Below are 24,830 nucleotides of genomic sequence, written 5' to 3'. Positions count from 1 at the left end.
GCACAGGTCACAGCCCCGCGCCCCTAAAGGGGCATGTCGCCCGATGCGTCCTGCGCTGAGAACCTGCGGCCTCGCCACAGGATCACCGACGCGGCCAGCAGGACCACGCCCGCGCCGCCCGCCGCCGGGCCCACCCAGCCGGACGGTTGGCTGTCGTCCGGGGCGGCGTCGGGGCCCGTACCGAAGTACTTCTTGCCGTACGCCGCCGCGTGGGTGCTGTCCGGCTTGAGGCGGCCGGCGGCCTCGATGGCCGCCGCGGGGTCGATGAAGCCGAAGCCGCGGGAGTCGTCGCGGCCGCCGCTGGGGGCGTTGCGGGCGGTGTCCTCCAGGAGCTTCTTGATCTGCGCCGGAGACAGGCCCGGGTGGGCCGCCTTGATGAGCGCGACCGCGCCGGAGACGAACGCGGAGGCGGCGCTGGTGCCCCAGCCCTCGTAGTACTTGTCGTCCGGGTCGGCGATCACGACGTCGACGCCGGGGGCGCTGACCGTGGCGTACCAGCGGCGGGTGGAGAACGAGGCGCGGGTGCCGTTCTGGTCGACGGCCGTGGCCGCGATCACGCCCGGGTAGGCCGCCGGGTACGAGATGTGGTCGCCCTTCTCACCGCCGTTGCCTGCCGAGGCGACGACGACCGCGCCCTTCTTCAGGGCGTACTGGACGGCGGCGTCCTCGGCGGGCTCGGGATGGGCGGACTTGGAGTCGTCGCCGAGGGAGAGGTTGATGACGTCGGCGCCCTGGTCGGTGGCCCAGCGGATGCCCTCGGCGAGGGCGTTGCCACGGGTGTTGCGGGCCCTCGTGCGGGCCGAGTCGCCGTCTTCGAGGATGACGCGGACGGGGAGGATCTTCGCCTCGGGGGCGATGCCCAGGACTCCGTCGCCGTTGCCGACGCCGTGCCCGTGACCGGCGATGATCCCGGCCATCGCGGTGCCGTGCCGGGCCCATGCGCGGTCACCGCGCTGCGCTCCGAAGCCGACCATGTCCTTTCCGGCGAGGACGTTGCCGACCAGGTCCGGATGCTGGTCGTCGACGCCCGTGTCGAGGACCGCGACCGTGATGCCCTGGCCCTTCGTGGTGCGCCAGGCCTGCTGGGTGTGCATCGCGTCGAGGGCCCACTGCTGGGCGCGTATGCCGTCGGCGTGCGCGGCGGTGGACGGGAGCAGGGCGAGGGAGGCGGCCAGCAGGACGCTCAGGGCTCCGGCCCTGCGGGTGGCCCTGCGGGCTGCCTTACGGGCGGCCGCGTGGGTGGCCTTGCTGGTGGTGGCCCTGCTGCTGGTGGCCCTGCTGCTGGTGGCCCTGCGGATCATGACGGCTTCTCCGTGGCCGAGCCGACGGTTTTGCGGAGGCTGCGCTCGATGCGGTCGGCGAGGCCCTGCGCGTCGTGGCCCAGGCCCGCCTGGGCCGGGGCCGTGGTCACACCGGGCTTGATGGCGTCCGCGGCGGGCTGCGGGGCGGTGACGATACGGCCGTCGGCGAAGCCGGAGACGGCGTAGACGACGACGGGCGCGTCGGTGAGCACCGACACCGTCCAGGACGCGCGCTGGGCGTCGCCGAACCCTGCGGCGACGGTGCCCCTGGCGGCGTACGGACGGGGCATCAGATCGGTGCGCCGGTCGAGACCTTCCTGCTGGAAACGGTTCTTCAGCGCGGTCATGGCCGCCGGGTCCGCCTTGGTGAACAGCAGGCCCACGGTGGTGACCTGACTGCGGGTGGCGTCCATGTACGTGGCCCGCAGCAGCCGTAGGCAGCCGGCCGGGGCGAGCGCCTTGCTCAGAAGCGGATCGAAGGCGTTCACGCAGCCGCTGTCCGGGGCGACGGCGAGTCGGGTCCAGGTGCGGTCGGCGCCGCCGGGGCCCGCGCCCTGGCCCTGCACGGTGGGCGGGAAGAGCTGGTCCACGGGCACGCTGTGCCACAGGCTTCCGGCCGCCACGAAGGCGCTGCGCGCACCGTCCGTGCCCGTCCCGTCGCCGGTCAGCCAGCTTCCGGCCGCCGCGCCGCCGATGAGGCCGAGGCCCAGCACGACGCAGGCCGCGGCCGCTGCCGCCCGGGGCCGGGTGCGCGCGCCGACGTGGCGCGGGCGCGTGGTGTCGTCGTAGGTGTCGGGCTCCGCGAACGAGACGTACGGGCGTGCCGTGCCGGGGGCCGGGCTCGCGGGGGCGGACGGTGCGACGGGCCGCTCCGCGGGGACGGGGCGCAGCCGCGTGGTCGTCTCCGTGATCCCTTCCTCGGGTACGGGGGTCCGCCGGGCCGGGCCGGGGTGCGGCACTCCGGGGTGCCGACCGGCCGGCGGGGCGTCGGGAAAGCGGGCGGAGGCCGGGGGCGGAGGCGGGGACGCGGGGGTGGTGCGCCGGCCTGGGAAGCGGGGGTGCGTCGGCTCGTGGCGCGGGGGCTCAGGGGTGCCGGTGGCACCTGGCGCCTGTGCGGGCGTCGTAGCGGCGGAGGACGACCCCGCCGATGGTTTCGGGTCGTGCGCGAGCCGGAAGGGGCGCGCCGCCCGGGTACCGCCGGCGTCCGGGCGCGCCATGACATCGCCGGAGGCGTCGGACGCCTCACCGGAGCGCGGGACCGCGTCCGCGGCGGAACCGGTCGACACCGGTCGCCGGGAGCCACCGCCCGCGCGGGGCGCCCCGGCAGCGTCGGGCGACGACGGGGTACGGGACGCGCCGCCCGACCGCGGTGTCCCGGCGGTGGACGGGCCGGGTGACTGGGAGGCGGCGCTCGCGCGGGGCGGCGTCATGGCGTCGTCCGCCGGGGACGGGCGGCTCTGGCGGGGTGCGCGCGCGGCGGGTGTGTCGGCGGTGGTGGGCCGCTCCGCCGGGCGGCGCGGGGTGCCTGTCGGGGGCAGGTCCCCGGAGTCGGGGAGCGTCCAGGGCTCGCCCACCACGGACGGGTCCGTCCGGCGGGGTCCCGGGGCGGTGGCCGCCGGCGGTTCCTGCGGGCTCGGCAGCGACCAGGGCTCGCCGCCCACGGGCGGCTCGGCCGGACGCGGCCGCCAAGTGGCGCCCGAGGGCAGGTACTTCGGGCGGGGCGGCACCGCGTCCCCGCCCACGGGGGACTGCTCGGGTCGCGGCGGGGTCGCCGGACGCGGCGACGGCGTGACGCCCCCCACGGGCGACGCTTCGGGCCTCTGCGGGGGCACCGGATTCCCACGCCCGGGAGACGTCTGCGGCCTCGGTGCGGTCGCCGCGCGGGAGGGCACACCGCCCTCGCTCCTCGGAGACCGTTCAGGCCGGGGCGGGGTCGCCGACCAGGAGGGCTCGCGCTCCCCGCTCGCCTGAGACCGGTCGGGTCGCGGCGGGGTCGCCGGGACGGACGGCACGCGCTCCCCGCTCGTCGGGGCCCGTTCGGGCCGTGGTGGGGTCGCCGGGCGGGAGGGCCTGGAGCCGGTGCGGCCCTCCGTGGGAGGCGGTGGGGTGTCCTGCGCGGGAGACGCCGCTCCCTCGGCGAGGCCGGTGCCCTCGGGGGACTCTCCCGGTGGCTGTGCCGGGCGGGGTGGGGTGGCCGGGCGTGGCGGGATGGAGGCGCGGCGCGCTTCCGTGCTCATGCACCCCCCGTTTCCTCGTACCCGGGCTACCGACCCGGCCCGGAATCCGCCGGGCCGCTCACGTGTACGGAAGAAACCACCTCGGCGACTCACCCGTCACGAGCACCCATACCCGTACCGACGGACCGTCATCCCGGGCACGACCCGCCCGGACAAGGTCGTTCCTCCCTGCGTGCGCGTCACTCTACGGGTTGACGTGGGCAGGGAGGGAACCAGTCCGCGCGCCCGCGGCATCTGCCCGGAACATCCCCCTACCCTGCGGTAATCGAGTCTGGCAGGCTTCGGTCATGACTGCCCGCGCCGCAGACCGGGCCCGCTACGACCGGGCCACAGCTCATCTCGACGCCCCTCTCGCGATCGTGGATCTGGAGGCCTTCGACGCGAACGCGGACGACCTCGTCCGCAGGGCGGGCGGCAAGCCGATCCGGGTCGCCAGCAAGTCGGTGCGCTGCCGCGCCCTACTCGAGCGCGTCCTGGAGCGGGACGGTTTCGCGGGGATCATGTCCTTCACCCTGGCCGAGTCGATCTGGCTGGCCCGTTCCGGCTTCGACGACATCCTGCTCGCCTACCCCTCGGCGGACACCCGGGGCTTCGCCGAGCTGACCTCCGACCCCAAGCTCGCCGCCGCCGTCACCGTCATGGTCGACGACCCCGCCCAGCTCCACCTGATCGACGCGGCCCGCGGGGACGGCACCGAAGTGGTGCGCGTGTGCCTGGAGTTGGACACCTCCCTCAAGCTGCTCGGCGGCCGGGTGCGGGTCGGGGCGCTGCGCTCGCCGCTGCACTCGCCCGCCCAGGTCGCCGACCTGGCCCGCGCCGTGGTCCGTCGGCCCGGGTTCAAGCTGGTGGGGATCATGGCGTACGAGGGGCACGTCGCGGGTGTCGGTGACGCCGTCGCGGGGCGGCCCTTCCGGTCGCGTGCGGTCAGGCTCATGCAGGCCGGCGCCCGCAAGGAGCTCGCGCGGCGGCGCGCCGAGGTGGTCCGTGCCGTACGGGCCGTGGAGCCGGACCTCGAGTTCGTCAACGGCGGCGGGACGGGCAGTGTGCAGCACACGGCCGCCGAGGACGCGGTCACCGAGATCGCGGCGGGCTCCGGGCTGTACGTTCCTCGGCTGTTCGACAACTACACGTCGTTCAGCGGGCGTCCGGCCGCGCTCTTCGCGCAGCCGGTGGTGCGCAGGCCGGGTGTCGGGGTCGTCACGGTGCTGGGCGGCGGCTACCCGGCCTCGGGCGCCGCGGGCCCCGACCGGCTGCCGGTCCCCTACCTTCCGGAGGGTCTGCGCTACGACCCCCAGGAGGGCCCCGGCGAGGTGCAGACGCCGCTGCTCGGCGCCCCCGCGGACGACCTGCTCATCGGCGACAAGGTGTGGTTCCGGCACGCGAAGGCCGGGGAGCTGTGCGAGCGGTTCGACGCGCTGCACCTGGTCGAGGGCGACAGGGTGACGGCGACCGTCCCGACGTACCGGGGAGAGGGCCACACCTTCCTGTAGCCGGGCTCACCCCTGTAGCCGGGCTCACCGCGTGCCCGCCGGCCGGATTCGCTCGGTGATCCGGTCCATGTCGGTGAGCGGCGGCCCGTCCGCACCCGCGTCGAACACGAAGCGGACGATGACGAGGGCCCGTGAGCCCACGCCGGAGGGGAACGCCAGCGATTCGACGTATCCTCCTGGGCCCACCCCCGTCTTCACCTGCCAGCGCACGAGGTATCCGACGCTGCCCGCGACGGCGACCGGGCTCGCCCGCAGCTGCCGGTGGGACGTGACGCCGTGGAAGGGCCGGTTGTCGAGGAGGTCTCGGTCGTACGCGGAGCTCGCGGCGTCCGCGATGTCGTGCTCGGCGAGGGCCTGCGGGGACCTCTCGTCGTTCGCGGTGACGGTGCGCGAGATGACCCGCCCGTGCCGGCACAGACCGGGGTCGCCCGGGCAGTCGTAGGTGCCGGGGGTGGTCATCATGACGTCGTCCTCGGCGACGTCCTGGGCACGGACCCAGCCGTCGAGCAGCGGCAGGGTGATGCCGTTGAGCTCGTCCACGACGACGGACGGGTCGCCTGAGGACGGGCCTGCCGGGGAGCCGGTGGTCCGTGCGGGTGCGGGAGCGGCGGGCGGGGTGGTCCGTGTCGCCGCCGTGCCCCCGCCGCCTTCCCTGCCGAGCACGAAGGCGCCCGTGACGATCGAGGTGACCAGGACGACTCCGGCGGTGACGAGCGCCACGGCCTTGGCACGCCCGGAGCCGCCGCCGACGGGTCGCGGCGGTGCCGGGGGCACCTGGGGTGCCTCGGGTCCTCGCCGGTGGTCCGTCCAGGCGGTGCCGTCCCACCAGCGCTCGACGAGCGGGTACGAGGGGTCGCGGTACCAGCCGGGCGGAGGCGTCATGCTCATTCCGGCACTCTAGGCGCGCCCCGAACGCCAGTACACGGCTGTTCCGTGGACGGTGTCCTTCTGGTCGGGTACGACCGAACCGTCGTCCCCGAGGACGGGTTCCGCGCGGCCGCCGGTCGCGTTGTAGGCGCTGGCGGTGCCACCACGGGTTCCTGCTTCGCAGGCTCCTGCCGCACCCGAGGGATGTGGTCTTGTGGGCGCGGTTGTCGCCGTACCAACGCGCGGAAAGCCGCGGGCAGTCGGGACGGGTGCCGAAGGAGGCGGGTGGCGCGGCCGCCCGGGTGGCGGCCGCGACCAGGGTCCACGCGAAAGTGACATGAACGGATCGATGTCGCATGGAACGCGCATACACCGGGGTGATCTACAGGGGCGTGACGTACGCGCCCGAGATCCCCCCGTCCACCAGGAAGTCGGCGGCGTTCACGAAGGAGGAGTCGTCGCTGGCGAGGAAGGCGACCGCCGCGGCGATCTCCTCGGCCTCGGCGAACCGGCCGACGGGGATGTGGACGAGCCGGCGTGCGGCACGCTCGGGGTCCTTGGCGAACAGTTCCTGGAGCAGCGGGGTGTTGACCGGTCCCGGGCACAGGGCGTTGACCCGGATGCCCTCGCGGGCGAACTGGACGCCCAGTTCACGGGACATGGCCAGCACACCGCCCTTGGAGGCCGTGTACGAGATCTGCGAGGTGGCCGCGCCCATCCGGGCCACGAAGGACGCCGTGTTGATGATGGAGCCCTTGCCCTGGCGCCGCATGTAGGGGATCGCGGCCTTGCAGCACAGGTAGACGGAGGTGAGGTTGACCTCCTGGACGCGCTTCCAGGCTTCCAGGCCGGTCTCCAGGATGGAGTCGTCGTCGGGCGGCGAGATGCCCGCGTTGTTGAAGGCGATGTCGACGGAGCCGTAGGTGTCGAACGCCGTCTTGAAGAGCGCCTCGACCTGCTCGGGGTCGGTGACGTCGACCTTGACGAAGATCCCGCCGACCTCGTCGGCGGCGGCCTTGCCGCGGGCGTCGTCGACGTCGCCGCAGACGACGTGGGCACCCTCGGAGGCGAGCCGGCGGGCGGTGGCGAGACCGATGCCGCTGCCGGCGCCGGTGATGACGGCGGTACGGCCGACGAGGCGGCGGCAGATGATTCCTTCGGCGTCCGCGGTGGCTTCGGTGCCTGCGGTGCCTGCGGTGGCTTCGGTCACTGTGCGGGGCCCTCCGTGCTGATGAAGACGTTCTTGGTTTCGGTGAAGGCGGTGAGCGCGTCCGGGCCGAGTTCGCGGCCGATCCCCGACTGCTTGAAGCCGCCGAAGGGGGTCCAGTAGCGGACGCTGGAGTGGGAGTTGACGGACAGGTTCCCGGCGCGGACGGCCCCCGAGACGCGCAGGGCGCGGCCGACGTCACGCGTCCAGATGGAGCCGGAGAGGCCGTACTCGGTGGCGTTGGCGAGCCGGATCGCGTCCGCCTCGTCCTCGAAGGGCAGGACGACGGCGACGGGGCCGAAGACCTCCTCGACGGCCACACGCGCGTGGGGCTCGACACCGGTGAGGACGGTGGGCGGGAACCAGAAGCCGGGGCCTTCCGGGGCCTTGCCGCGGATACCGGGGGTGTCGGCGGCGACGTAGGAGCGCACGCGCTCCAGCTGCACCCGGGAGATCAGCGGGCCCATCTGCGTCTGCTCGTCGGCGGGGTCGCCGACGACGACGGACTCGATCGCCGGGGCGAGGAGGTCGACGAAGCGGTCGTAGGCGGAGCGCTGGACGAGGATGCGGGTGCGGGCGCAGCAGTCCTGGCCCGAGTTGTCGAGGAAGGCCATCGGAGCCGCTGCGGCGGCGGCCTCGACATCCGCGTCGGCGAAGACGATGTTGGGGCTCTTGCCGCCGAGTTCGAGGGTGACGCGCTTGAGCAGGGCCGAGCCCTTCGCCAACACCTGTTTGCCCACGGCCGTTGACCCGGTGAACACGATCTTCGCGACGCCGGGGTGCTCGACGAGCGCGTTGCCCGCGACCGGGCCGTGGCCGGGGAGCACCTGGAAGAGCCCCTCGGGCAGACCGGCCTCCAGAGCCAGCTCGGCCAGCCGGAGCGCCGTCAGGGGGGTCGTCTCGGCGGGCTTGAGGATGACGGCGTTCCCGGCCGCGAGCGCCGGGGCGGTGCCCCAGGCGGCGATCGGCATGGGGAAGTTCCAGGGCGCGATGACGCCCACGACGCCGAGCGGTTCGAGGATGGTCACGTCGAGGCCGCCCGGAACCGGGATCTGGCGGCCGGTGAGCCGCTCCACTCCCCCGGCCGCGTAGTCGAGCAGGTCTCGGACGTTGCCCGCCTCCCAGCGCGCGTTGCCGACCGTGTGTCCGGCCTCGCGCACCTCCAGCCCGGCGAGTTCCTCCAGGTGTCCGTCGACGGCGGCCGCGAAGCGGCGCAGCAGGCGGGCGCGGTCGGCGGGCGGAAGGGCCGCCCACTTCGCCTGGGCCCGCGCGGCGCGTACGACGGCGGCGTCCACGTCGGCCGCGGTGGCGGCCGGGACGGTGGCGAGGACCTCCTCGGTGGCCGGGTTGAGTACCTGGAGATCGATCTCGTTCGACAAGGAAGGACCTCTCACATGCGTTCGAAGGAGCGGCGCAGCTCCCAGTCGGTCACCGCGGCGTCGAAGGCCTCCAGCTCGACGCGGGCCATGTTGCGGTAGTGCGCGACCACCTCGTCGCCGAAGGCGGCCTTGGCGATGGGGCTGTTCTCCCAGAGCTCGGCGGCCTCGCGCAGGGTGGTGGGCACGTGCGCGTACTCGGCGGTGTACGCGTTGCCCGCGCACGGCTCCGGCAGCTCCAGTTTCTGTTCGATGCCGTACAGGCCGGCCGCGACGAGCCCGGCGACGGCCAGGTGCGGATTGACGTCACCGCCGGGCAGCCGGTTCTCGAAGCGCATCGAGCGGCCGTGGCCCACGACGCGCAGCGAACAGGTGCGGTTGTCGTATCCCCAGGCGACGGCGGTCGGCGCGAAGGAGCCGGGCTGGAAGCGCTTGTAGGAGTTGATGTTGGGCGCGTAGAGGAGCGAGAAGTCGCGCAGGGCCGCCAGCTGCCCGGCGAGGAAGTACCGCATGACCTCGGACATGCCGCCCGGGTCCTGCGCCGGGCCGGCCATCACGTTCGTGCCGTCCGCGTCCGTGAGCGAGAGGTGGATGTGACAGGAGTTGCCCTCGCGCTCGTTGTACTTCGCCATGAAGGTGAGCGAGACGCCCTCCTGGGAGGCGATCTCCTTGGCTCCGGTCTTGTAGATGGCGTGCTGGTCGCAGGTGACGAGGGCCTCGTCGTACTTGAAGGCGATCTCGTGCTGGCCGGGGTTGCACTCGCCCTTGGCGGACTCGACGGTCAGCCCCGCGGCCTGCATCTCGTTGCGGATGCGGCGCAGCAGGGGCTCGATGCGCCCGGTGCCGAGGACCGAGTAGTCGATGTTGTACTGATTGGCCGGGGTGAGCCCCTTGTAATGCGCGTCCCAGGCCTGCTCGTAGGTGTCCTTGAAGACGATGAACTCGAGCTCGGTGCCGACCTGGGCGGTGTAGCCGAGTTCGGCGAGGCGGTCGAGCTGGCGGCGCAGGATCTGGCGGGGCGCGGCCACCACCGGGGAGCCGTCGTTCCAGGCGAGGTCGGCGACGAGCAGGGCGGTGCCCTCGTTCCACGGCACCCGCCGTAGGGTGCTGAGATCGGGGTGCATTGCGAAGTCGCCGTAGCCCCGGTCCCAGGAGGACATGGCGTATCCGTCGACCGTGTTCATCTCGGTGTCGACGGCGAGGAGGTAGTTGCAGCCCTCCGTGCCGTGCTCGAGGACCTCGTCGAGGAAGAAGCGCGCGGCGAACCGCTTGCCCTGGAGCCGCCCCTGCATGTCGGGGAAGGCCAGGACGACGGTGTCGATCTCGCCGCCCGCGACGAGGGCGTGCAGCTCCTCGACGGCGAGCGGGGGTGTGCGGTCTGCCACCGGAAAAGCCTCCTTGGGTCAGCCGAGAGCCATAAGGTATTGCGGAGAACCATTGCTTGGGAAGGGGGCACGACCAGATGACGCGGGCGGAGGCCGACGGTGGTGTGGACGACCGACTGACGCCGGTGCTGCGGCCGGTGCGGGCGGGCAACGGTTTCGAGGAGGCACTGGAGCAGATCCTCCAGGTGGTCAGGCTGGGGCTGGTGCCGGGCGGCGGACGGCTGCCCGCGGAGCGGGAGCTGGCGGAGCGGCTGGGGATCAGCCGGGTGACGCTGCGCGAGGTGCTGAAGGTGCTCCAGGACCAGGGTCTTGTCGAGTCGCGGCGCGGCCGGTACGGCGGCACGTTCGTGGCGCCGAGGGCCGAGACCCCCGGCGAGGACGAGCTGCGGCGCCGGTTCGCCGAGGTCGACATCGAGGACGTGCTGCGCTTCCGTGAGGTGCTGGAGGTGGGGGCGGCGGGGCTGTGCGCGACGCACGGGCTCTCCCCGGAGCAGGCGGAGCGGCTGCGCGAGGCGCTGGCCCGCACGCACGAGGCGCCGCTGGCGGACTACCGGCGCCTGGACACCCTGCTCCACCTCACCCTCGCCGAGCTGAGCGGTTCGCCGTCGCTGACGGCCCAGTACGCGGCCGTCCGCGCCTCCGTCAACGACCTGCTCGACTGCATCCCCCTCCTGGTCCGCAACCTCGAGCACTCCCAGCGCCAGCACACCGCGCTGGTCGAGGCGGTGCTCGACGGGGACGCGGACGGGGCGCGGGAGATGATGCGGGAGCACTGCGCGGGGACGGCGGCGCTTCTGCGGGGCTTCCTGGCGTGAGCCCTCTGCCGGTACCGTACAAAGACTTCAAAGGTATGACTGCATTCCATTGAATTCACAGGGAGCGCGGCGTGGGAGGTACGGACGGTGCGGGCGGCGTGGGCGGTGTGAGCGGCGTGGGCAGACCGCTGATCGGCGTGAGTACGTATCTGGAGGCCGGGGCGCGCTGGGGTGTGTGGGAGCTGGAGGCCGCTCTACTGCCGGCCGGCTATCCGCGGCTCGTCCAGGCGGCGGGGGGTCTCGCCGCGATGCTGCCGCCGGACGACCCCTCGCACGCCGCGTCGACCGTCGCCCGTCTCGACGGCCTCGTGGTCGCGGGCGGCCCCGATGTCGACCCGGTCCACTACGGCGCCGAGCGCTCCCCGCGGACCGGACCGCCGGCCGCGGCCCGTGACGCCTGGGAACTCGCCCTGATCGACGCCGCGTTGGCGGCCGGCACCCCGCTCCTCGGCATCTGCCGGGGCATGCAGCTCCTCAACGTCGCCCTCGGCGGCACGCTCGTCCAGCACATCGACGGGCATGTGAAGGACGTCGGGGTCTTCGGTCGGCACGAGGTGACGCCGGTGGCGGGGAGTCTGTACGGGGATGTCGTGCCGGAGACATGCGCCGTGCCGACGTATCACCACCAGGCGGTCGAACGCCTCGGAGAGGGACTGACGGCCTCGGCGCACGCGCTCGACGGAACGGTGGAGGCGATCGAACTCCCCTCTTCCCGCTGGGTGTTGGGTGTGCAGTGGCATCCCGAGATGGGCGAGGACCTGCGGGTCATGCGGGCGTTGGTGCGAGCCGCTTCCTGAGCCAGTCGAGGGCGGCGGCGCCCTGGGCGTGCTGGAAGGCGCGCAGGGTCGGCAGTCCCGGGGGCGCCGGCTGACGGGACTGCCGGACGAAGTAGCCCGCGAGGGCCGCCAGGGTGGCGGTGACGCCTTCCGGATCGGCGTCGCGGCCCAGCGGGTGGGCGGTGAACACCTCTTCCGGGTCGGGGCCGCCCTGGGCGCGGACGCACGGGAGCATCAGCAGCAGGTCGAACCACGGGGCGGCACGCACGGCGTGCGGCCAGTCGACGAAGACGACCCCTCCGTCCTCCGTGAGCAGGACGTTGTCCGCGCGCAGATCGCCGTGCGCGAGAGTCTCGCCGGTGGCGAACTCGGTCCACGGGGCGGAGAGTTCGGCCAGTTCGTGCAGATGCGCCGCGGTCCACGGGTCGAGGCCCTCGCCCCCGGTGTCCCCGGAGTCGACGAGCTGGCGCCACCCCTGGAAGGCGTGGGCCAGGGACTGTGCGGCGGTCGGGGCGTCGAACGGTGCCGGTGTCAGGGCGCGACCCAACTCCTCGACGGCGTCGAGCACGCGTCTGAACTCACCCTCCAGCCAAGGGACATGAGGCTGACGGCCCGCCACGTCCTCGAAGACGAGGGCAACCCAGGTGCCGTCGTCGTAGGTGCCGAGGAGCCTGGGAGCGGGGGTGTTCGCCGGGAGCGCGGAGGCGTTTCTCGCCTCCGTTCGGTGCAGGGTGGGGCTGTCGGGGTTCGTCTCTGCGCTGACCGCCTTCACGAACGCACGGCGGTGGTCCGTGGTGGTCACGCGGGCGGCAGCACCGGGTGAGAACCCGCCCTCCTGCGTGACGGCCGTCCGCACCGGCGCGCCGAGCACGTCCGCGACGGCGTCCCGGAGCGTGCGAGGGAGTTCTTCCCAGGGTGTGCGGGGGCCCGCGGCGGGCGGAGCGGTCGGAGTCATGCCCCGCATCCTGCGGGGCCCCTGCCCCCGACCGCCACCAAATTCTCCGCCCCCCGCCGCCCCTACCCGTCCCATCCGTTCCCGGGGGCTCCGCCCCCGGACCCCCCGGGTGAGTGTGTCGGCTGCGGGCCGCGGGGGCTGGGCGCGCAGTTCGCCGCGCCCCTGAAAGCCTCGGCTCGCCCTCGTTCTCAGCCCGTCCGGCGTTCGAGGACGAGGCCGTTCAGGCCGGTGGCCTACAAGCCCCGTGTCAGTGAGAGCAGTTCCCGTGCCGGGCCCGTAGGGCGGTGACCCGTGGGCCAGACCGCCCGGAGGGCCCGGCGGAGCTGGACGTCGGACAGCGGGATGCTCACCAGGCGATGCGTCGACAGCTCCTCGCCGAGGGCCAGCTCGCTCAGGACTGCGGGCCCCGCCCCACTCACCGCCGCCGCCTTCACCGCCGTGGTCGAGGAAAGCTCGATCAACGGCCGCGCCAACCCACCCAACGCCGCGTCGAGAACCTGCCGCGTACCCGACCCCTCCTCCCGGAGGATCAACGGCGTCGCGGCCAGCTCCGCCCCCGCGAGCGGCGCGCGACGCCGGGCCCACGGATGCCCCGGCGCCGTCACCACGATCAGCCGGTCGTGAGCGATGACCGTCGAGTCGAGGGCGGGCGGCACGGACAGTCCCTCCACGAAACCGAGGTCCGCCTCGCCCGCGAGGAGACGTTCCGCCACGGCCGTCGAGTTCCCGGCGAGAAGCGACACCGCCGTGTCCGGCCGCTGCGCGCGCAGCGCGAGCAGCCACCCCGGCAGCAGATACTCGGCAATCGTCATGCTCGCCGCCACCCGGAGCCGGGAGTCCCGCCGGTCCCGCAACGCCTGCGCCCCCGCGTCGAACGCCTCCGCCGCCTCCACGACCCGCCGCGCCCAGTCCGTGACCAGCACCCCGGCGTCGGTGAGCCGCGAGCCACGGGGCGAGCGGTCGACGAGCGCGACACCCAGTTGCCGTTCCATGGAACGGATCCGGCTGCTGGCCGCGGGCTGGGTGATCCCCAGCTCCCGCGCCGCCCGCCCGAGACTCCCGAGCCGCGCCACCGCGAGCAGCAGTTCCAGCGCCCCGAGGTCGGGCACCCGATGCGCGATCCCGACCGCGACCGGTTCCCCCGACCGGCCGGCCTCCGTCGATCCCTCAGCACTCACACCCATAAAGCCAGCTTATGCCTCCGGTCGGCAGACCGGTACCAGCGAGGACACCCAGAGGCACCCTGACCAGGCAGTTCGGCAGAGCGAGCCGCCTCCCGGACCCGCCTCAGCCGTGGCCCACCTCGGCCGACTGGTATCACGCCCGGTATCACGGCCTGGCCTGCGGATTCCCGTCAACTCCCGTGAACGAAGCGGCAGTTGGTGTGGACTCTCGTGACTACTCACCGTAATATTTAACTACAGGCAGTCACCAAGCGGTGACCGCCCCGGAACAGGAAGAGGAAGAGACGATGACGCAGACCGCAGCCTCCAAGACCCCGGCCGCCAAGGCCACCAAGAACACCGCCGCCCCCGAGACGCCCGCCGCGCCGGTCGCGGACGACCTCACCGCCCTGCTGACCCCCCAGCGGTACGAGGCGGGCGCAAACACCGTCCCCCAGGAGGTCGCCACCTTCGTGGAGAACGCCTACGAGGCCTGGCAGAAGGACAAGAACGCGTGGCAGATCGTGACCCTCAGCAGCCCCGAGGCGCTTGAGCGCGTCTTCAAGCAGGCTCGTCGCTACTGCTTCGACCGGGAGACCAAGCTGACCTTCCAGCGTCGCCGCACCGACAACCCGAACGAGCTGGTGTACCGCGTCCGCGACAAGATCGCGGCCAAGCGCACCAGCAAGTAGCACCCACCTCCCAAGCGGCGTGACGCGGAGCAGCGCGTCACGCCGCTTCTCGTTGCGCGGAGAGGTGGGAACCACCGACATCGCCGACCATGCCGGTGAGCGAGTGGGTACAGGGCGGCGCGCCCTGGCTGGGCACGCACGCACACACGCAGCGAGAGTGAGACGAGACCGAGGCGAGGAGAAGCTGAGGCTCACGGCTTCACGCGCTGATCGTGGTCGGGTGAGACGAGCGTGGTGAGGCGACGATGCGCGAGAAGGTGAGGCAGCGAGCAGCGAGACGGTGAGTGTGGCGCAGGGCCCAGGCAGTGATCTTGTAGGGCGCTGTGGAGGCTGGACACCTCCCGGAAATTGCATCTCGGATCTTGAAAGACCTAATTCGTGATCAGCTCATATCACCGTGCACGAACCGTCGCCCCTCTCGCGCTATCTCTCGGTGCTCGCCCCGTGCACGTAAGCGCGTCCACACGTTGCCTCACAGCGCCTCGATCGCCCGGAGGACGAGCTCCCTGGCCTCCGCCCCGTACACGGCCATGCCCCGCAGCAGCTCGAACGTCTTGACGTAGAGCGCGACCTCCGAGGGCTGGGTCACCTTCACCTCAGCCGAGACCAGCTCCACCGACGCGAGCCTGTCGTCGTACACGTGGAACGACTCCTCCGGCCACTGGGCGCGCTCCCTCGTCGCCGTCGGGATGACCCCGAGCGACACCGCAGGCAGCGCCCCGGCGGTGAGGAGGTAGCCGAGCTGCGCCGCCATCGCCTCCGCGTCCGCCATCTGACAGTGGAGCACGTGCTCCTCTAGCACGACGACCACGCGGTGCCCCGGCTCGTGGATCACTCGGGAGCGCTCCACCCTGGCCCGCGCCGCGTCCAAGCTGTCGTGCTCCGGCAGGTCCCGGAAGCGCGCGGCGGTGCGGAGGACGGCGGCAGCGTAGCCCTCGGTCTGGAGGAGGCCTGGCACAACGGTGGACGAGTAGAGGCGGAAGAGCTCCGTCTCCCGGTAGAACTGCGCCGCGCTGTCCTGGAGGTGCCGCAGGCCGTTGCGGACCTGATGCCGCCACTCCCGGTACATCGACTCGGCGTTGAGCGACAGGGTGATGAGGTCCTGGGCCTGGCCGGCCGCGCCGGTCGCCTCACACCAGGCGCGGATGTCCCGGGCGGACGGCGCGGTGAGCGCGTTCTCCACCCTGGAGGTCTTGGCGTGGTGCCAGCCGCACGCGGCGGCCAGCTCCTTGACCGTCAGCCCCGCCTCCCGCCGGAGGTCACGCAGGCGTCGGGCGACGGCCTCACGCGCGGCCTGGGCGGAGGAGGACGGGGAGACGGACATCAGCTCTGGCCTAACGTTCCCTGCTCTTAGCGGATCTCGTACTGGTCGTGGGGCGTGGCGCGGGCCCAGACGCCCTCGAAGGCGTCCGCGCACAGCTTGACGGCCGCCGGGTCCGCCGCGAGCTCCTGGCCGACCCACACCCCGTCACCGCTGAAGTGATGCCAGCGGATCAGGCGGTCGTCGAGCAGCCAGAAGTCGTTGCCGGGCAGGGCGAGGTCGGACGCCCGGCGACGGGGCAGCCACCGTACCCGCTCCCCCGCGGCGACGTTGACGCCGGTGGCGGCGTGCTCGTACCGGATGTACTCGCTCACCGGCTCGGAGACGACGCGAACGCGGCGGACGGTGACCCCGCGCGTGACCGCGCCGGTGATGAGGTCGACCCAGGGTGCCCAGTACGCGGAGGCGGGGTCCGCGTCGCGCTGGCCGGTGCGCCGCCAGGTGTCGAGGTCGTCCGCCTCCTCGTCCACCGCGTAGCTGTCGCGCATCTCCAGGTGAACGGCGGACCGCTCGCAGCTGGCGAGGAGCTCAGCGAACGTCGGCTCGCTCGACGGCATCACAGGCCTCCCTCAGGAACGGCGCCATGCGGGCGGGGACGCGGATGACCGCCTCGTCGTCGGGGATGCCGACCGCGTGGCCCGGCACCTCGAACGCGGCGACCTCCGCCTCCGTTTCCCCGCCCGGCTTGAAGCCCTGGATCACGATGTCGTTCGTCTCCTCGTCGATGAACACGGTCGGACTCTTGTCCTGGCCGGTGGTCGGGTCGATGCCGATGAACCGTAGCGGCACGGTGGCCTCCCTCACCTCGGGTGTGCAGATGTGTGCGTCCCAGTCTCCCCGGCGTGGGGAGCTGGTCAACCCCCGATGCACCGTCAACCTCCAGCCTGGTGAGGGTCCTTGCACACTTCTGCACATCCCTGGCTTTGGCCAGCCCCAGGTTCTAGCCTCGGCAGTTCTAAGGAGAGACCCCCGCGAGGTGGACTAGACCTCCGGGGGCGTGGCTGACGCTGATGGGAGCGCCAACGTGACGCAACGTACCGTCCAACCACCACCCGTCCAAGGCCAGGGGCATCACCCCCTGGACGTCGACACCATGAGGGAGGGCGCGCGTCGCCTCCTCGTCGAGGACGCCGAGCCGCTCACCGCCGACGAGCTGAGCACGCTCACCGCTCAGCTCCGCGGCCACGTTGCGGTCGCCGTGCCGGACGTCGAGACGATGGCCCTCGCCCTCCCCGAGGACGACGTGCCGCGGGCCTGCGCGCTGGCCTGCGTCGGTGAGGCCCGCATGCGGCTCAGCCTCGAACCCGGTCCGGGTCTGCCCGCCGGGATCGCGCACGCGCAGCGGCTCGCCCGCTCGGTTAACGCGCTCGTTGACCACTACGAGAACCTCAGCGGGAGCGACCGATGAGCTCTCGCATCGAGTGGCAGTGGCGGGACCGCCCCTCCGGGCCCGCGTACCGTCAGCGCGTCCAGGTCCACGACGACCCGGCCGAGCCCGTCAGCGCGAACCCCGCGGACCCCACGGGCCCGGTTGAGGCGGCCTGGGCCCGTCTCGCTGGCCACTGCGTCGCCTGCCTGGCCTGCCGCACCGTCGAGGACTACGACCACCGGGCGAACGCCACGTGTGACGAGGCCGAGGAGCTCTACCAGGCGTGGCGGCAGGCGCGACGCGCCTCAGCGCCTGAGGGGAGCCCGGAAGCGTGAGCGTCAACCGACGAACGGCCGTCATCGCCTGCGTGGTGGCCTTTTGCGTGGTCAGCGTCATCTACTCCAGGGTGGCCAAGCGGGACGGCAGCGAGGACGCGACCGGCAGCGCGACGCCCAGCGTCACCACCGCCACTGCCGCCACTACCCACGTGGCGCGCCACCCGTCACCGTCCGCTCACGCGGCGGCCAAGCCGACACCCAGCGCGCAGCCCAGCGACCTGCCGCGCCTCGACCACCAGGGCGACGGGCTGACCAACTGCGTCATCCGCTACCGGGCGGGTGACCACTCCACGGCTGGCTGGGCGGTGTTCGCCTCCCGCGCCGGGACGGTAGAGCTGCTGGCGACCGCGCTGAACGGCCACACCTACGACAAGTCCTGGTACGCCGACACGAGCCACAACCGCACGGTCTACGTCACCGGCATGAACGTGCCGGTGCCGCTCACCGCTCTCAAGAGCATCGAGGGCACGCTCGTCGACGCCGACAGCGGACACGAGTACCGGTGCCTGGTGGGATCGGGGGCGTAGCGGCACGAAACGACGACTGGCCGGACTCCAGGTGGAGGCCGGCCAGTTCCGTGTCTGCGCCTCTTAGAAGCCGCTCTTGTGGCGGGTCCTACTGGTCTGCCTGGTAGGTTTTCCGGTCCTTGAGAAGCTCCCACGCCTTGATGTTCCAGGTCTGCGGCTCTACCACGATCGTCTTCCATACCGTGCTGGTCGTGGTGATCTGGATCCGGTTGTACGGCAAGCTCCGGTCGATCTTGACGATCTCCACAGGCGGGAACTGATGGGACCCGCCGCGCTCCGCGAAGAAGTGGAAGCCACCCGTATATGTGGGCACGACCGTCCCGACGGCATGCCGCTCACCGATCTTGGCGTCCAGGCAAGCCGCGGGAGTCGGAGCGCCACTTATACCGATGGCGCTATCCGCCACAACACGGCGGTTCCACGCAAACACCACACGGTTGTGCATGCGGGTATCCCACACCCATCCGGCCACGAGCAGCGAGGCAAACGCCACCCACGAGTAGTCGTGCGTCAGGTCGGCCAGTCCCCACGCGAAGAACCCGAAGAAGACTGCCGCGCCAACTATCTGGCTGGTATCCGCACCAGCCACCAGCTGGTTATGCGCGATTCTGCCTTTACGGCCGCTGCGATCTCTTGCCACTGCTGCTCCTCGGGGCGCCCGCTCATTGCGTCGACAGCGGCATTGTTGCTTACCCGGTTCGCAGCCGGGCGGTCCGGGAACCCCGTCAACGAACGGATCAGCAACCCCTGCTCGTATGCGCCGTCTCCGCGACCACCCGGACGGGACTCCCATCGACCGGCAGACCCCAAGATCGGTAGCACAACAGCTACCTACGTGGCAGTCCGCAAGGCACTGACTATGGCACTGATCCGCCCCCTGGCAGCGCGGTCCTTCAGCCCCATCTGCGCGCCCAGGCGCCTGGCACGGGCTGCCACGGTGTCGTCGGGGTGGGCCAGCAGGTCGGCCTCAACGAGGGCCCGCCTCGCGGCCTCTGAGACCGTCGGCTGGCCTGGCACCGCTGCCTTGCTCCCCCTGGCAGCTGATGGCAGTGCGCTGGCAGCCTTCCGCGCCCTGGGCGAGACGTTCCAGTCCCCGTCGTCTGCCACCACGAGGACGCCCTCTCGGACGAGGCGGTGCATGAGCCGTGGCATCGCCTCCGGTGACGGGACGTAGCCCACCACCCGCTCATACGCGGGCCGCAGCCTGGCCGTGAACTCATCCCAGCCGTCGCCGGGTTGGAGGGTGTCGGCGACCTCCACCGCGCACGCGGCCTGCCGTTGCTACACCTCGTCCAGCACGGCGGCCTTGAGCGCGGTCAGCGGCCGGCCAGCCTGCGCGTCCGCCTCCAGGCGGCTGGCGGCCGCCCTGGTGACGCTCAGCGCGGCCTCCGGTGCGAGGCCCAGGCGCATGGCCATGACCTCGCGGGCGAGCAGCCTCAGCTTCAGGTCACTTGTTTCGATCAGGTCCATGACAACCCCTAGTCGACGAGCAGGTGCCGGACGCCCGACTCCATCTGGAGCGCGTTCAGCAGCTGCTCACTCGTGAGAACGTGCTCTCCACCGTTGCGCGGTGCTGGGTCGAAGACCCTGACCAGGTGGCGCGCTGGGTTCATGCCGTCGACGACGACCGCGTGACCGGTGATCTCGCCGCCCTGCCAGGGAAGACCGGCTGCGATGACGAGCGCCGGAACCGCCACGTGGTGGAGCAGGTCAACCGACAGGTCGGCCTCGACCTGCCTGCCGCTGGTCACCACCTCGTACGTGAGCTCTCGCCCGCTCGGCTGCACCTCGTTGAAGACCCGCATCAAGTGGTCGCCGCTGACACCCCAGTTGGGGATGATGCGCATCTGCCGACCGAGCTCGGTGGGCGTCAGGTGCACGCCCAGGGTGGCCAGCGCCATCGACGCGGACGTGGGGATGCAGTTGTACGGCAGGCTCTGGGTCAGGTCGGGGTGGGAGACGTAGTGCCACTCGTCCTCAACGGGTCGTGGCTGTGCGGCGTGATTGCTGACCGCCGCACTCGCGGACACCACAGACAGCGAGACGACTGCGACGGTCACGCAGGCGACGACGCGACGCCTCCACCGCCCCCTGGGCTTCGCGTGCGCTGAGGCCATCACGAGACCTCACCGTCTATGCCCTGGACGCGAACGTCGTCATTCTCCGGACCACGCCCACAGACGAAGCACGTGACGAGACGCTCCCTGGCCAGGCGCCACTTCTCTCGCTGTCCCGCCGAACGGCGCTCCACCGTCTCCGGGTTGCGGCTGCTGGCGCGCATGGCCGACTGGCGGCGCTCGCGCACCTCCGAGTCCCGCCACGTGGCCTCAACGGACCGTGCTCGGCTTGAACCTCGGGCATCGTGAGCGGAATCACCCAACTCACCCTGGTTCCGCTCATCTTCTGTGCTCATGCGACTAATTGAACCCAATTGCTCACCGCATGTACAGCCGGTGACGAGTCATCACGAACCGTCACCGTGACGTGGCTCATCAGTCACGCATCGTCGGTGACGTGGTGCGGTGACCTGATCGCTCCCGAAGGTCACTCAAGCCCGTCTCGGGCCGGGCGAGCGGTCCTGGGACCGCGACCAGGGCGCAGCCGGTCAAGGGCCTCAGACGGGCGCTCGACCCCGCAGACAGGGGAAGGCCGACCCCTGGTCCTGGGGCCGGCCAGCCGCGCACTCCCTCAAGCTCGGGTCGCGAAAACGCGGTCAGGGGAACTTGGGTTCCGGGAACCCCCAGTCCATCGCCATCGTGACCAGCGCCTCCCGCACGGCTTCATCCCACCGCGGCGGGTCCACCAAGCTGCGCAACAGCACCTCACCACCCTGACTGATAGACCGCCCTCCGACCCTCTGGCCCAGCGAGGTCATCGACACGACGTCCTCCAAGCTGGAGTCAGTCGGATCGCCATACTCGTTGGGTATGTCCCCCGCTGCGGCGTGGATCTCAGTAACCGGGGTCGGCATCGCCTTGAGGCCGACTGTCGCCTCGGCGACGAGCGGCAGGAGCATGTTCGCCACGATCGGAACGCTGTCGTAGAACACCTGGAGGAAGTAGTCCAGCCCCAGAGGGATACCGTCGAGAAGCCACACGGCGGTGTCAAACAACACCTCAAGCTCGGAAGCTGGCTCACCACCGGCCAGGGAGACCGTGCAGATCATCTGCGCGCCTGGGCGCGAGGGAGCGGACCCGTCCGTGCCGCAGGTGGACATTCGTAGCCGCAGCCGTCGGCTCGTGGCGTCCACAAGCTGCCACGGCGTCGTGACGACCTGCCCGCCACCCACCAGGTCGAGCCCCAAGCGGCTCAGCAACGGGTGCGCGCGTGTCCCGTGCAAGGCCTGGATGACCCCCGCCGCCAGCCCGCTTGGGAACCGCGTACGCTCCTCCCCCTTCCACAGCTTCATCACGCTCACGGCTCGCAGGACGACGTCAGGGTCATTGGCGTCGTGTCGGAACGGGGACTCGTGGCTGTTGAGGCCCCGCATGGCCGTCGATGGCCGGGGCTCAGGCTGCGAGTTCGGGTCATCCAGCAGCATCCGCATCATCTGCCGGTTCGCCTTCTCGTTGCGGGCGTCCAGCCGCACGAAGATCGAGCCGTTGAGGACGATGGGCCGCGGGACGGTTGCCCGGTCGATGCGGACGACCAGGACGACCTTGTCACCCTGCTCGTTGCAGGGCACCTCGATCACCTCGGGTGACCACGGCGGGTCGAAGCCCGTACCCATCTGGTTAACCAGCTTTTCCTTCTCGCCGAGAGGCACGCCCCTGATCTCGGAGGGCACGCCCTTTTCCCCCTCGTCGACGCCCACGAAAAGCAGGCCACCGTACGTGTTCGCGAGCGCGGCTACAGCTTCGATCGGTTTGTCACCGGCGCGCTTGTACTCGACCGTGAGGCTTTCCCGGATCTTTAGGTTGATGAAGTCCTGGACGAGGTCCAGGGTGACCTCAGTGGAAGGCACGTGAAACAGCGGATGCATCCACAGAGCATCGCAGTCCCAGATGCCTCAAGACACCCGGTTTAACCGACAACATCCATAGGCGCTTTCAGACGAACGTCGTCACCTGGACTTGCCGCGCGTCGGACGCTTGGCCGGCCTAGCCCGGGGACAGCCCGAGAACGGGGTTGAGTGACAGCGAGCGGCTGTGGCCGGGCTCAACCTGGGAACCAGTCAGGCCCGCCGGAAGCGGGCCTGAGATGGGGCTGAGAGGGCTTGACCGGTCGTCAGTCCAACTGCGTGAGACCCGTGGGCGGCCAGGTGGGGTTGTCGCGGTTCAGCTGCGCGACGCTGGCGAGCGCGCTCGGGTCGGCGTTGGCGAGCGTGAGGTTCGACAGGAAGAGCGTCGTCGCGGCGCTCGGGGTTCCATCCTCGGTCGGCACCAGCGTCGCGTACGCGGCTCCGTTCGGTGCCTGGAAGTTGTTCACCTGCTGGGTCCAGGTGGCCGCCGCCAGTGAGACGGTGTTGCTCGACGTGGCAAGGTAAGTCTGGCTGGCGTCGAACCAGTTCACGCTGAGTGAGACGTTCGACCAGCCGGGCGGCGAGTAGAGCCAGCCCTGAGCCTGATACCAGTGACCAGGGGTGACGCTCATCAGCTCCGACGAGGCGTAGACGGTGGCTGAGGTGCCGTTCGGGGTGATGAGCCCCGACTCAGTGAAGCCGCCGTGAACCTGGGCGTTCGACTGCGTGAGCGTGCAGTTCGTCGCCGTCCACGGTGAGGTGCCACTGACGAACGTCGGGTTCGAGTTCAGCGGGTCGTTCGGGAAGAGGATCGCCTCCAGACACCCGAGCAGTTGGCCCTGCCAGCTCCAGGCGAACGTGGAGGTCGCCGCCGCGAGGTTGGAGCTGCTCGGGTCCTGCCAGAAGTGCAGGAAGTTGCCACCAGCGGTCTGGTCGTAGACGCTGACGTTGAGGGAAAACGTGTCGGCGGTCCAGGCGCCGGAGCCGTAGCGGGAGCGGGACTTGAAGGGGCTCGGCAGACCGGCTGAGCCCTTGAGGAACTCCAGGTAGCTGGTCGGGTCGTTACCGGGACCGGGCTGGTTCGTCTGCCGCATGAACACGTGGTAGGTGCTGCCAGCGGTCAGCCCGCTGACGCTGAGCGGCACCGACATCGTGGGCACGTTGTACTCGGGGATCGTGACGTACGACTCCACGCCACCCAGGTTGCCAAGCAGGAAGAGGACGTAGTCGCTGGTGTCCTCGGTGGTGACGACGAGAGTTGCGAGGTCGAACCCGCCACCAACGTCTGCACTGATCTGCCACTCGCCGGGGCCGTTCTCGTAGACGGTCAGCGTCTGGATGCCGTTGACGAACGTCGGGCCCGTCTGGTCGGTGAGACCGCCAGCCACGATGGCGCCGTTGCCGGTCGTGGCGTACGCCGTGAAGCTGCCCACAGCCTGTCGCATCTTGTTGTTCGTGGGAAGCCAACTGCCGATGCTGCCGTCGTCATTGATCTTGGCGTAGAACGAGGCGTTTGTGGCAGACGCGCCACCGCTCACGAGGCCACCCGCGCAGAACAGCCAGTCGTTGACCGCGAAGAGAACGGGCCAGAAGACCGCGGTGGGCAACGACGGGGCGGCCACCCAACCGGTGAGCTGTCCGTTTGAGACCGGCGTGTAGTAGACCGTGTTCACCGCGGTCATGCCGGTGTTCGTCGTGCCACCGGCGACGTAGATCATCTCGGCGCCAGCACTGTTGGTGTGGCCCCAGGAGCTCGCCTCCCTGAGGGCGACGGGAAGCGACGCCTGCTGGCTCCAGGCGCCGAGGGCACCGGTGTTCGGGTCCCAGGACGCCGTGTACGTGGTGGAGACGAAGCCGGAGCCCACCGACGTGGAGCCACCGATGATGGCGACCGTGCTGCTGGTTGCCGCCAGGGCCGCGTGGTAGAGACCGACGGGGAGACGCGTGGCGGGTACCGCCGTGGGCACGTCACCGTCGTAGAAGACCAGGACGACGTCGGTGAGGCTGTTGCCGGAAAGGTCACCGCCGCCAGCGAGGATGATGTAGTTGCCGCTCGGAACGGTCGTCGCCGAGTTCAGCTCGCTGCTGCTGGTGACCAGGGGCGTGCTCCAGGGCACCAGGGTGAGGTTGTCGTTCTGGATGTTGTTGAAGAGCGCGGTCGCGTTCGGGGAGCCGCCGTTCACGGTTGTCTCGCCCGCGAGGTCGGTGATCCAGGAGGCTGGCACGACCGTTGAGGCGAGTGGGCTACTGGTCTTCGGGTTGCCACTGCCGTCATCCGGGTACAGCGCGACGAACAGGTCGGCCCCGGCGCCAACCGGCCGGACGGGAACCGTCACGCGGCCGATGCTGGTGTGGCCGATCGGCATCGTGAACGGCTGGGTGTACTCGTTCGGCGTGCTGTCACCGGTCCAGGAGGAGAAGACGGGATCGGCAGTGACGATCTCAGTGCCGTGGTAGATCACGTTGACGTGGGGAGTGCCCAGGAACTGGTTCAGCTGGCTGGCGTGGTTGATGGCGTCGAGGTTGCCCGGGAGGCCGTTCTCAGCCGCGCTGGCGGGGGTATTGAACGTCATCAGTCCTCCAGCAGCGCTTCGAGCTCATCGGCAATGGATGGCAGTTCGTCCGCTTGCATCGCGAGCTCGATCCGCCGCTTGAGCGCCTGCGCCTGCGGCAGGGTTGCCCCGGCGTTCGCCTGCTTTGCCTTGAGCGTCTCAAGGGCCTGCTGGCACGTGCGGAGGTTGGTCTTGGTGGTGCGCAGCTGGATCGTCGCCAGGAGGGTGGCGACCTGGCGATCCACGTCACTGCGGAACGTCACGGAGTCGGGGCCGTCACTGAGGAGGGTGTGCACGTTCGCCGTGGCAGCCTCGAACTGACGAGTGGCGTTGGCCAGGTGCTGACCGGCCTCGGTGATCTGCCTCTCAAACTCCTGAACATCGAACTCGGCGCCCAGGATCCAGCTCTCGACCTGGGCCAGGTGGCCGGCCAGGCGATCCCGGTAGGTGGCGGGGGTAGTCATCGGTGATCTCCCAGAGGGATGAGGCCAGCCTCGG

Annotated in this window: 26 protein-coding genes; 8 read left to right on the top strand and 18 right to left on the bottom strand. The window is 71.2% G+C overall.

Annotated elements, in window-relative coordinates; all coding sequences use genetic code 11:
- Window positions 1-23: 23 nt before the first annotated feature.
- Entirely contained in the window at window positions 24-1,301 is a 1,278-nt protein-coding gene (gene mycP, locus AQJ27_RS11080) for a type VII secretion-associated serine protease mycosin (RefSeq protein WP_079064909.1), read from the bottom strand.
- Window positions 1,298-2,518 carry a hypothetical protein gene (locus AQJ27_RS58570; protein WP_235613614.1) on the bottom strand — a complete coding sequence of 407 codons (1,221 nt, stop codon included), beginning with the start codon at window positions 2,516-2,518 and terminating at the stop codon, window positions 1,298-1,300. Before AQJ27_RS58570 ends, mycP begins: the two co-directional genes overlap by 4 nt.
- Between AQJ27_RS58570 and AQJ27_RS11070 the strand changes: the two genes are divergently transcribed.
- Both AQJ27_RS11070 and AQJ27_RS11065 read left to right on the top strand, forming a co-directional pair.
- On the top strand, window positions 2,517-3,272 hold the full coding sequence (locus tag AQJ27_RS11070) for a hypothetical protein (protein WP_067365616.1): 756 nt from the start codon (window positions 2,517-2,519) through the stop codon (window positions 3,270-3,272). The genes AQJ27_RS58570 and AQJ27_RS11070 overlap by 2 nt on opposite strands.
- A 553-nt stretch (window positions 3,273-3,825) precedes the next feature.
- Entirely contained in the window at window positions 3,826-5,028 is a 1,203-nt protein-coding gene (locus tag AQJ27_RS11065) for an amino acid deaminase/aldolase (protein WP_067365613.1), read from the top strand.
- A 24-nt stretch (window positions 5,029-5,052) separates the two neighbouring features.
- Here AQJ27_RS11065 and AQJ27_RS11060 read toward each other — a convergent pair whose 3' ends face one another.
- The 4 genes from AQJ27_RS11060 to AQJ27_RS11045 all read right to left on the bottom strand — a co-directional run bounded on the left by AQJ27_RS11060 (window position 5,053) and on the right by AQJ27_RS11045 (window position 9,863).
- Window positions 5,053-5,916: a DUF2510 domain-containing protein gene (locus AQJ27_RS11060; protein ID WP_235613613.1), complete on the bottom strand. Its 864-nt coding sequence runs from the start codon at window positions 5,914-5,916 to the stop codon at window positions 5,053-5,055.
- 361 nt (window positions 5,917-6,277) lie between these two features.
- Window positions 6,278-7,105, bottom strand: a complete 828-nt coding sequence (locus AQJ27_RS11055) for a 3-oxoacyl-ACP reductase (protein WP_067365609.1) — start codon at window positions 7,103-7,105, stop codon at window positions 6,278-6,280.
- Entirely contained in the window at window positions 7,102-8,481 is a 1,380-nt protein-coding gene (locus tag AQJ27_RS11050; RefSeq protein ID WP_067365606.1) for an aldehyde dehydrogenase family protein, read from the bottom strand. The genes AQJ27_RS11055 and AQJ27_RS11050 overlap by 4 nt, the downstream gene beginning before the upstream one ends.
- A gap of 11 nt (window positions 8,482-8,492) precedes the next feature.
- Entirely contained in the window at window positions 8,493-9,863 is a 1,371-nt protein-coding gene (locus AQJ27_RS11045) for a glutamine synthetase family protein (protein ID WP_067365603.1), read from the bottom strand.
- Between the two features lie 77 nt (window positions 9,864-9,940).
- Here AQJ27_RS11045 and AQJ27_RS11040 point away from each other — a divergent pair, with 77 nt between their 5' ends.
- Window positions 9,941-10,678 (top strand): FadR/GntR family transcriptional regulator, encoded by a 738-nt coding sequence (locus tag AQJ27_RS11040; protein WP_067365600.1) that lies wholly within the window; start codon window positions 9,941-9,943, stop codon window positions 10,676-10,678.
- 71 nt (window positions 10,679-10,749) lie between these two features.
- On the top strand, window positions 10,750-11,475 hold the full coding sequence (locus AQJ27_RS11035) for a gamma-glutamyl-gamma-aminobutyrate hydrolase family protein (protein WP_235613612.1): 726 nt from the start codon (window positions 10,750-10,752) through the stop codon (window positions 11,473-11,475).
- Here AQJ27_RS11035 and AQJ27_RS11030 read toward each other — a convergent pair.
- Window positions 11,444-12,409 (bottom strand): phosphotransferase, encoded by a 966-nt coding sequence (locus AQJ27_RS11030; protein ID WP_067365597.1) that lies wholly within the window; start codon window positions 12,407-12,409, stop codon window positions 11,444-11,446. The genes AQJ27_RS11035 and AQJ27_RS11030 overlap by 32 nt on opposite strands.
- Before the next feature lie 233 nt (window positions 12,410-12,642).
- Window positions 12,643-13,593 (bottom strand): LysR family transcriptional regulator, encoded by a 951-nt coding sequence (locus AQJ27_RS11025; RefSeq protein WP_067365594.1) that lies wholly within the window; start codon window positions 13,591-13,593, stop codon window positions 12,643-12,645.
- Between the two features lie 287 nt (window positions 13,594-13,880).
- Between AQJ27_RS11025 and AQJ27_RS56345 the strand changes: the two genes are divergently transcribed.
- Window positions 13,881-14,264 (top strand): hypothetical protein, encoded by a 384-nt coding sequence (locus AQJ27_RS56345; protein WP_067365590.1) that lies wholly within the window; start codon window positions 13,881-13,883, stop codon window positions 14,262-14,264.
- A 472-nt stretch (window positions 14,265-14,736) separates the two neighbouring features.
- Here AQJ27_RS56345 and AQJ27_RS11015 read toward each other — a convergent pair whose 3' ends face one another.
- Genes AQJ27_RS11015 through AQJ27_RS11005 form a run of 3 tightly spaced genes read right to left on the bottom strand, consistent with a single transcriptional unit; the run spans window position 14,737 to window position 16,374 of the window.
- Entirely contained in the window at window positions 14,737-15,588 is an 852-nt protein-coding gene (locus tag AQJ27_RS11015; RefSeq protein ID WP_067365587.1) for a Scr1 family TA system antitoxin-like transcriptional regulator, read from the bottom strand.
- 26 nt (window positions 15,589-15,614) lie between these two features.
- Complete coding sequence (locus AQJ27_RS11010) at window positions 15,615-16,142, bottom strand: DUF6879 family protein (RefSeq protein ID WP_067365584.1); 528 nt, start codon at window positions 16,140-16,142, stop codon at window positions 15,615-15,617.
- Complete coding sequence (locus AQJ27_RS11005) at window positions 16,114-16,374, bottom strand: hypothetical protein (protein ID WP_067366409.1); 261 nt, start codon at window positions 16,372-16,374, stop codon at window positions 16,114-16,116. Before AQJ27_RS11005 ends, AQJ27_RS11010 begins: the two co-directional genes overlap by 29 nt.
- A 235-nt stretch (window positions 16,375-16,609) precedes the next feature.
- Between AQJ27_RS11005 and AQJ27_RS11000 the strand changes: the two genes are divergently transcribed.
- From AQJ27_RS11000 to AQJ27_RS10990, 3 genes are read left to right on the top strand one after another with little or no spacing between them, the layout of a single operon-like run.
- A complete protein-coding gene (locus AQJ27_RS11000; protein WP_079064928.1) occupies window positions 16,610-16,993 on the top strand; it encodes a DUF6415 family natural product biosynthesis protein in 384 nt (127 codons plus the stop codon).
- Entirely contained in the window at window positions 16,990-17,289 is a 300-nt protein-coding gene (locus AQJ27_RS10995; RefSeq protein ID WP_067365581.1) for a hypothetical protein, read from the top strand. The genes AQJ27_RS11000 and AQJ27_RS10995 overlap by 4 nt, the downstream gene beginning before the upstream one ends.
- Window positions 17,286-17,819, top strand: coding sequence for a hypothetical protein (locus AQJ27_RS10990; protein WP_067365577.1), 534 nt, complete (start codon window positions 17,286-17,288; stop codon window positions 17,817-17,819). The genes AQJ27_RS10995 and AQJ27_RS10990 overlap by 4 nt, the downstream gene beginning before the upstream one ends.
- A gap of 88 nt (window positions 17,820-17,907) precedes the next feature.
- Here the strand turns inward: AQJ27_RS10990 and AQJ27_RS10985 are convergent, their stop codons facing one another.
- The 7 genes from AQJ27_RS10985 to AQJ27_RS10955 form a co-directional block, all read right to left on the bottom strand.
- On the bottom strand, window positions 17,908-18,459 hold the full coding sequence (locus AQJ27_RS10985) for a hypothetical protein (protein WP_159064345.1): 552 nt from the start codon (window positions 18,457-18,459) through the stop codon (window positions 17,908-17,910).
- Between the two features lie 191 nt (window positions 18,460-18,650).
- Window positions 18,651-19,079: a hypothetical protein gene (locus AQJ27_RS10980; RefSeq protein ID WP_067365571.1), complete on the bottom strand. Its 429-nt coding sequence runs from the start codon at window positions 19,077-19,079 to the stop codon at window positions 18,651-18,653.
- A 21-nt stretch (window positions 19,080-19,100) separates the two neighbouring features.
- Window positions 19,101-19,289, bottom strand: coding sequence for a hypothetical protein (locus AQJ27_RS10975; RefSeq protein WP_067365568.1), 189 nt, complete (start codon window positions 19,287-19,289; stop codon window positions 19,101-19,103).
- An 8-nt stretch (window positions 19,290-19,297) separates the two neighbouring features.
- Window positions 19,298-19,879, bottom strand: a complete 582-nt coding sequence (locus tag AQJ27_RS10970) for a C39 family peptidase (protein WP_067365565.1) — start codon at window positions 19,877-19,879, stop codon at window positions 19,298-19,300.
- A gap of 653 nt (window positions 19,880-20,532) precedes the next feature.
- On the bottom strand, window positions 20,533-21,801 hold the full coding sequence (locus tag AQJ27_RS10965) for an AlbA family DNA-binding domain-containing protein (protein ID WP_067365562.1): 1,269 nt from the start codon (window positions 21,799-21,801) through the stop codon (window positions 20,533-20,535).
- 245 nt (window positions 21,802-22,046) lie between these two features.
- Window positions 22,047-24,353 carry a Kelch repeat-containing protein gene (locus tag AQJ27_RS10960; RefSeq protein ID WP_067365559.1) on the bottom strand — a complete coding sequence of 769 codons (2,307 nt, stop codon included), beginning with the start codon at window positions 24,351-24,353 and terminating at the stop codon, window positions 22,047-22,049.
- Window positions 24,353-24,796, bottom strand: a complete 444-nt coding sequence (locus AQJ27_RS10955; protein WP_067365556.1) for a hypothetical protein — start codon at window positions 24,794-24,796, stop codon at window positions 24,353-24,355. Before AQJ27_RS10955 ends, AQJ27_RS10960 begins: the two co-directional genes overlap by 1 nt.
- Between the last annotated feature and the right edge of the window lie 34 nt (window positions 24,797-24,830).

Origin of the sequence: Streptomyces olivochromogenes, from assembly GCF_001514115.1 — a bacterium.
Lineage (GTDB): Bacteria > Actinomycetota > Actinomycetes > Streptomycetales > Streptomycetaceae > Streptomyces > Streptomyces olivochromogenes.
Note: the sequence above shows the minus strand (reverse complement) of the source record. Positions and strands in the feature narration are given on the sequence as shown.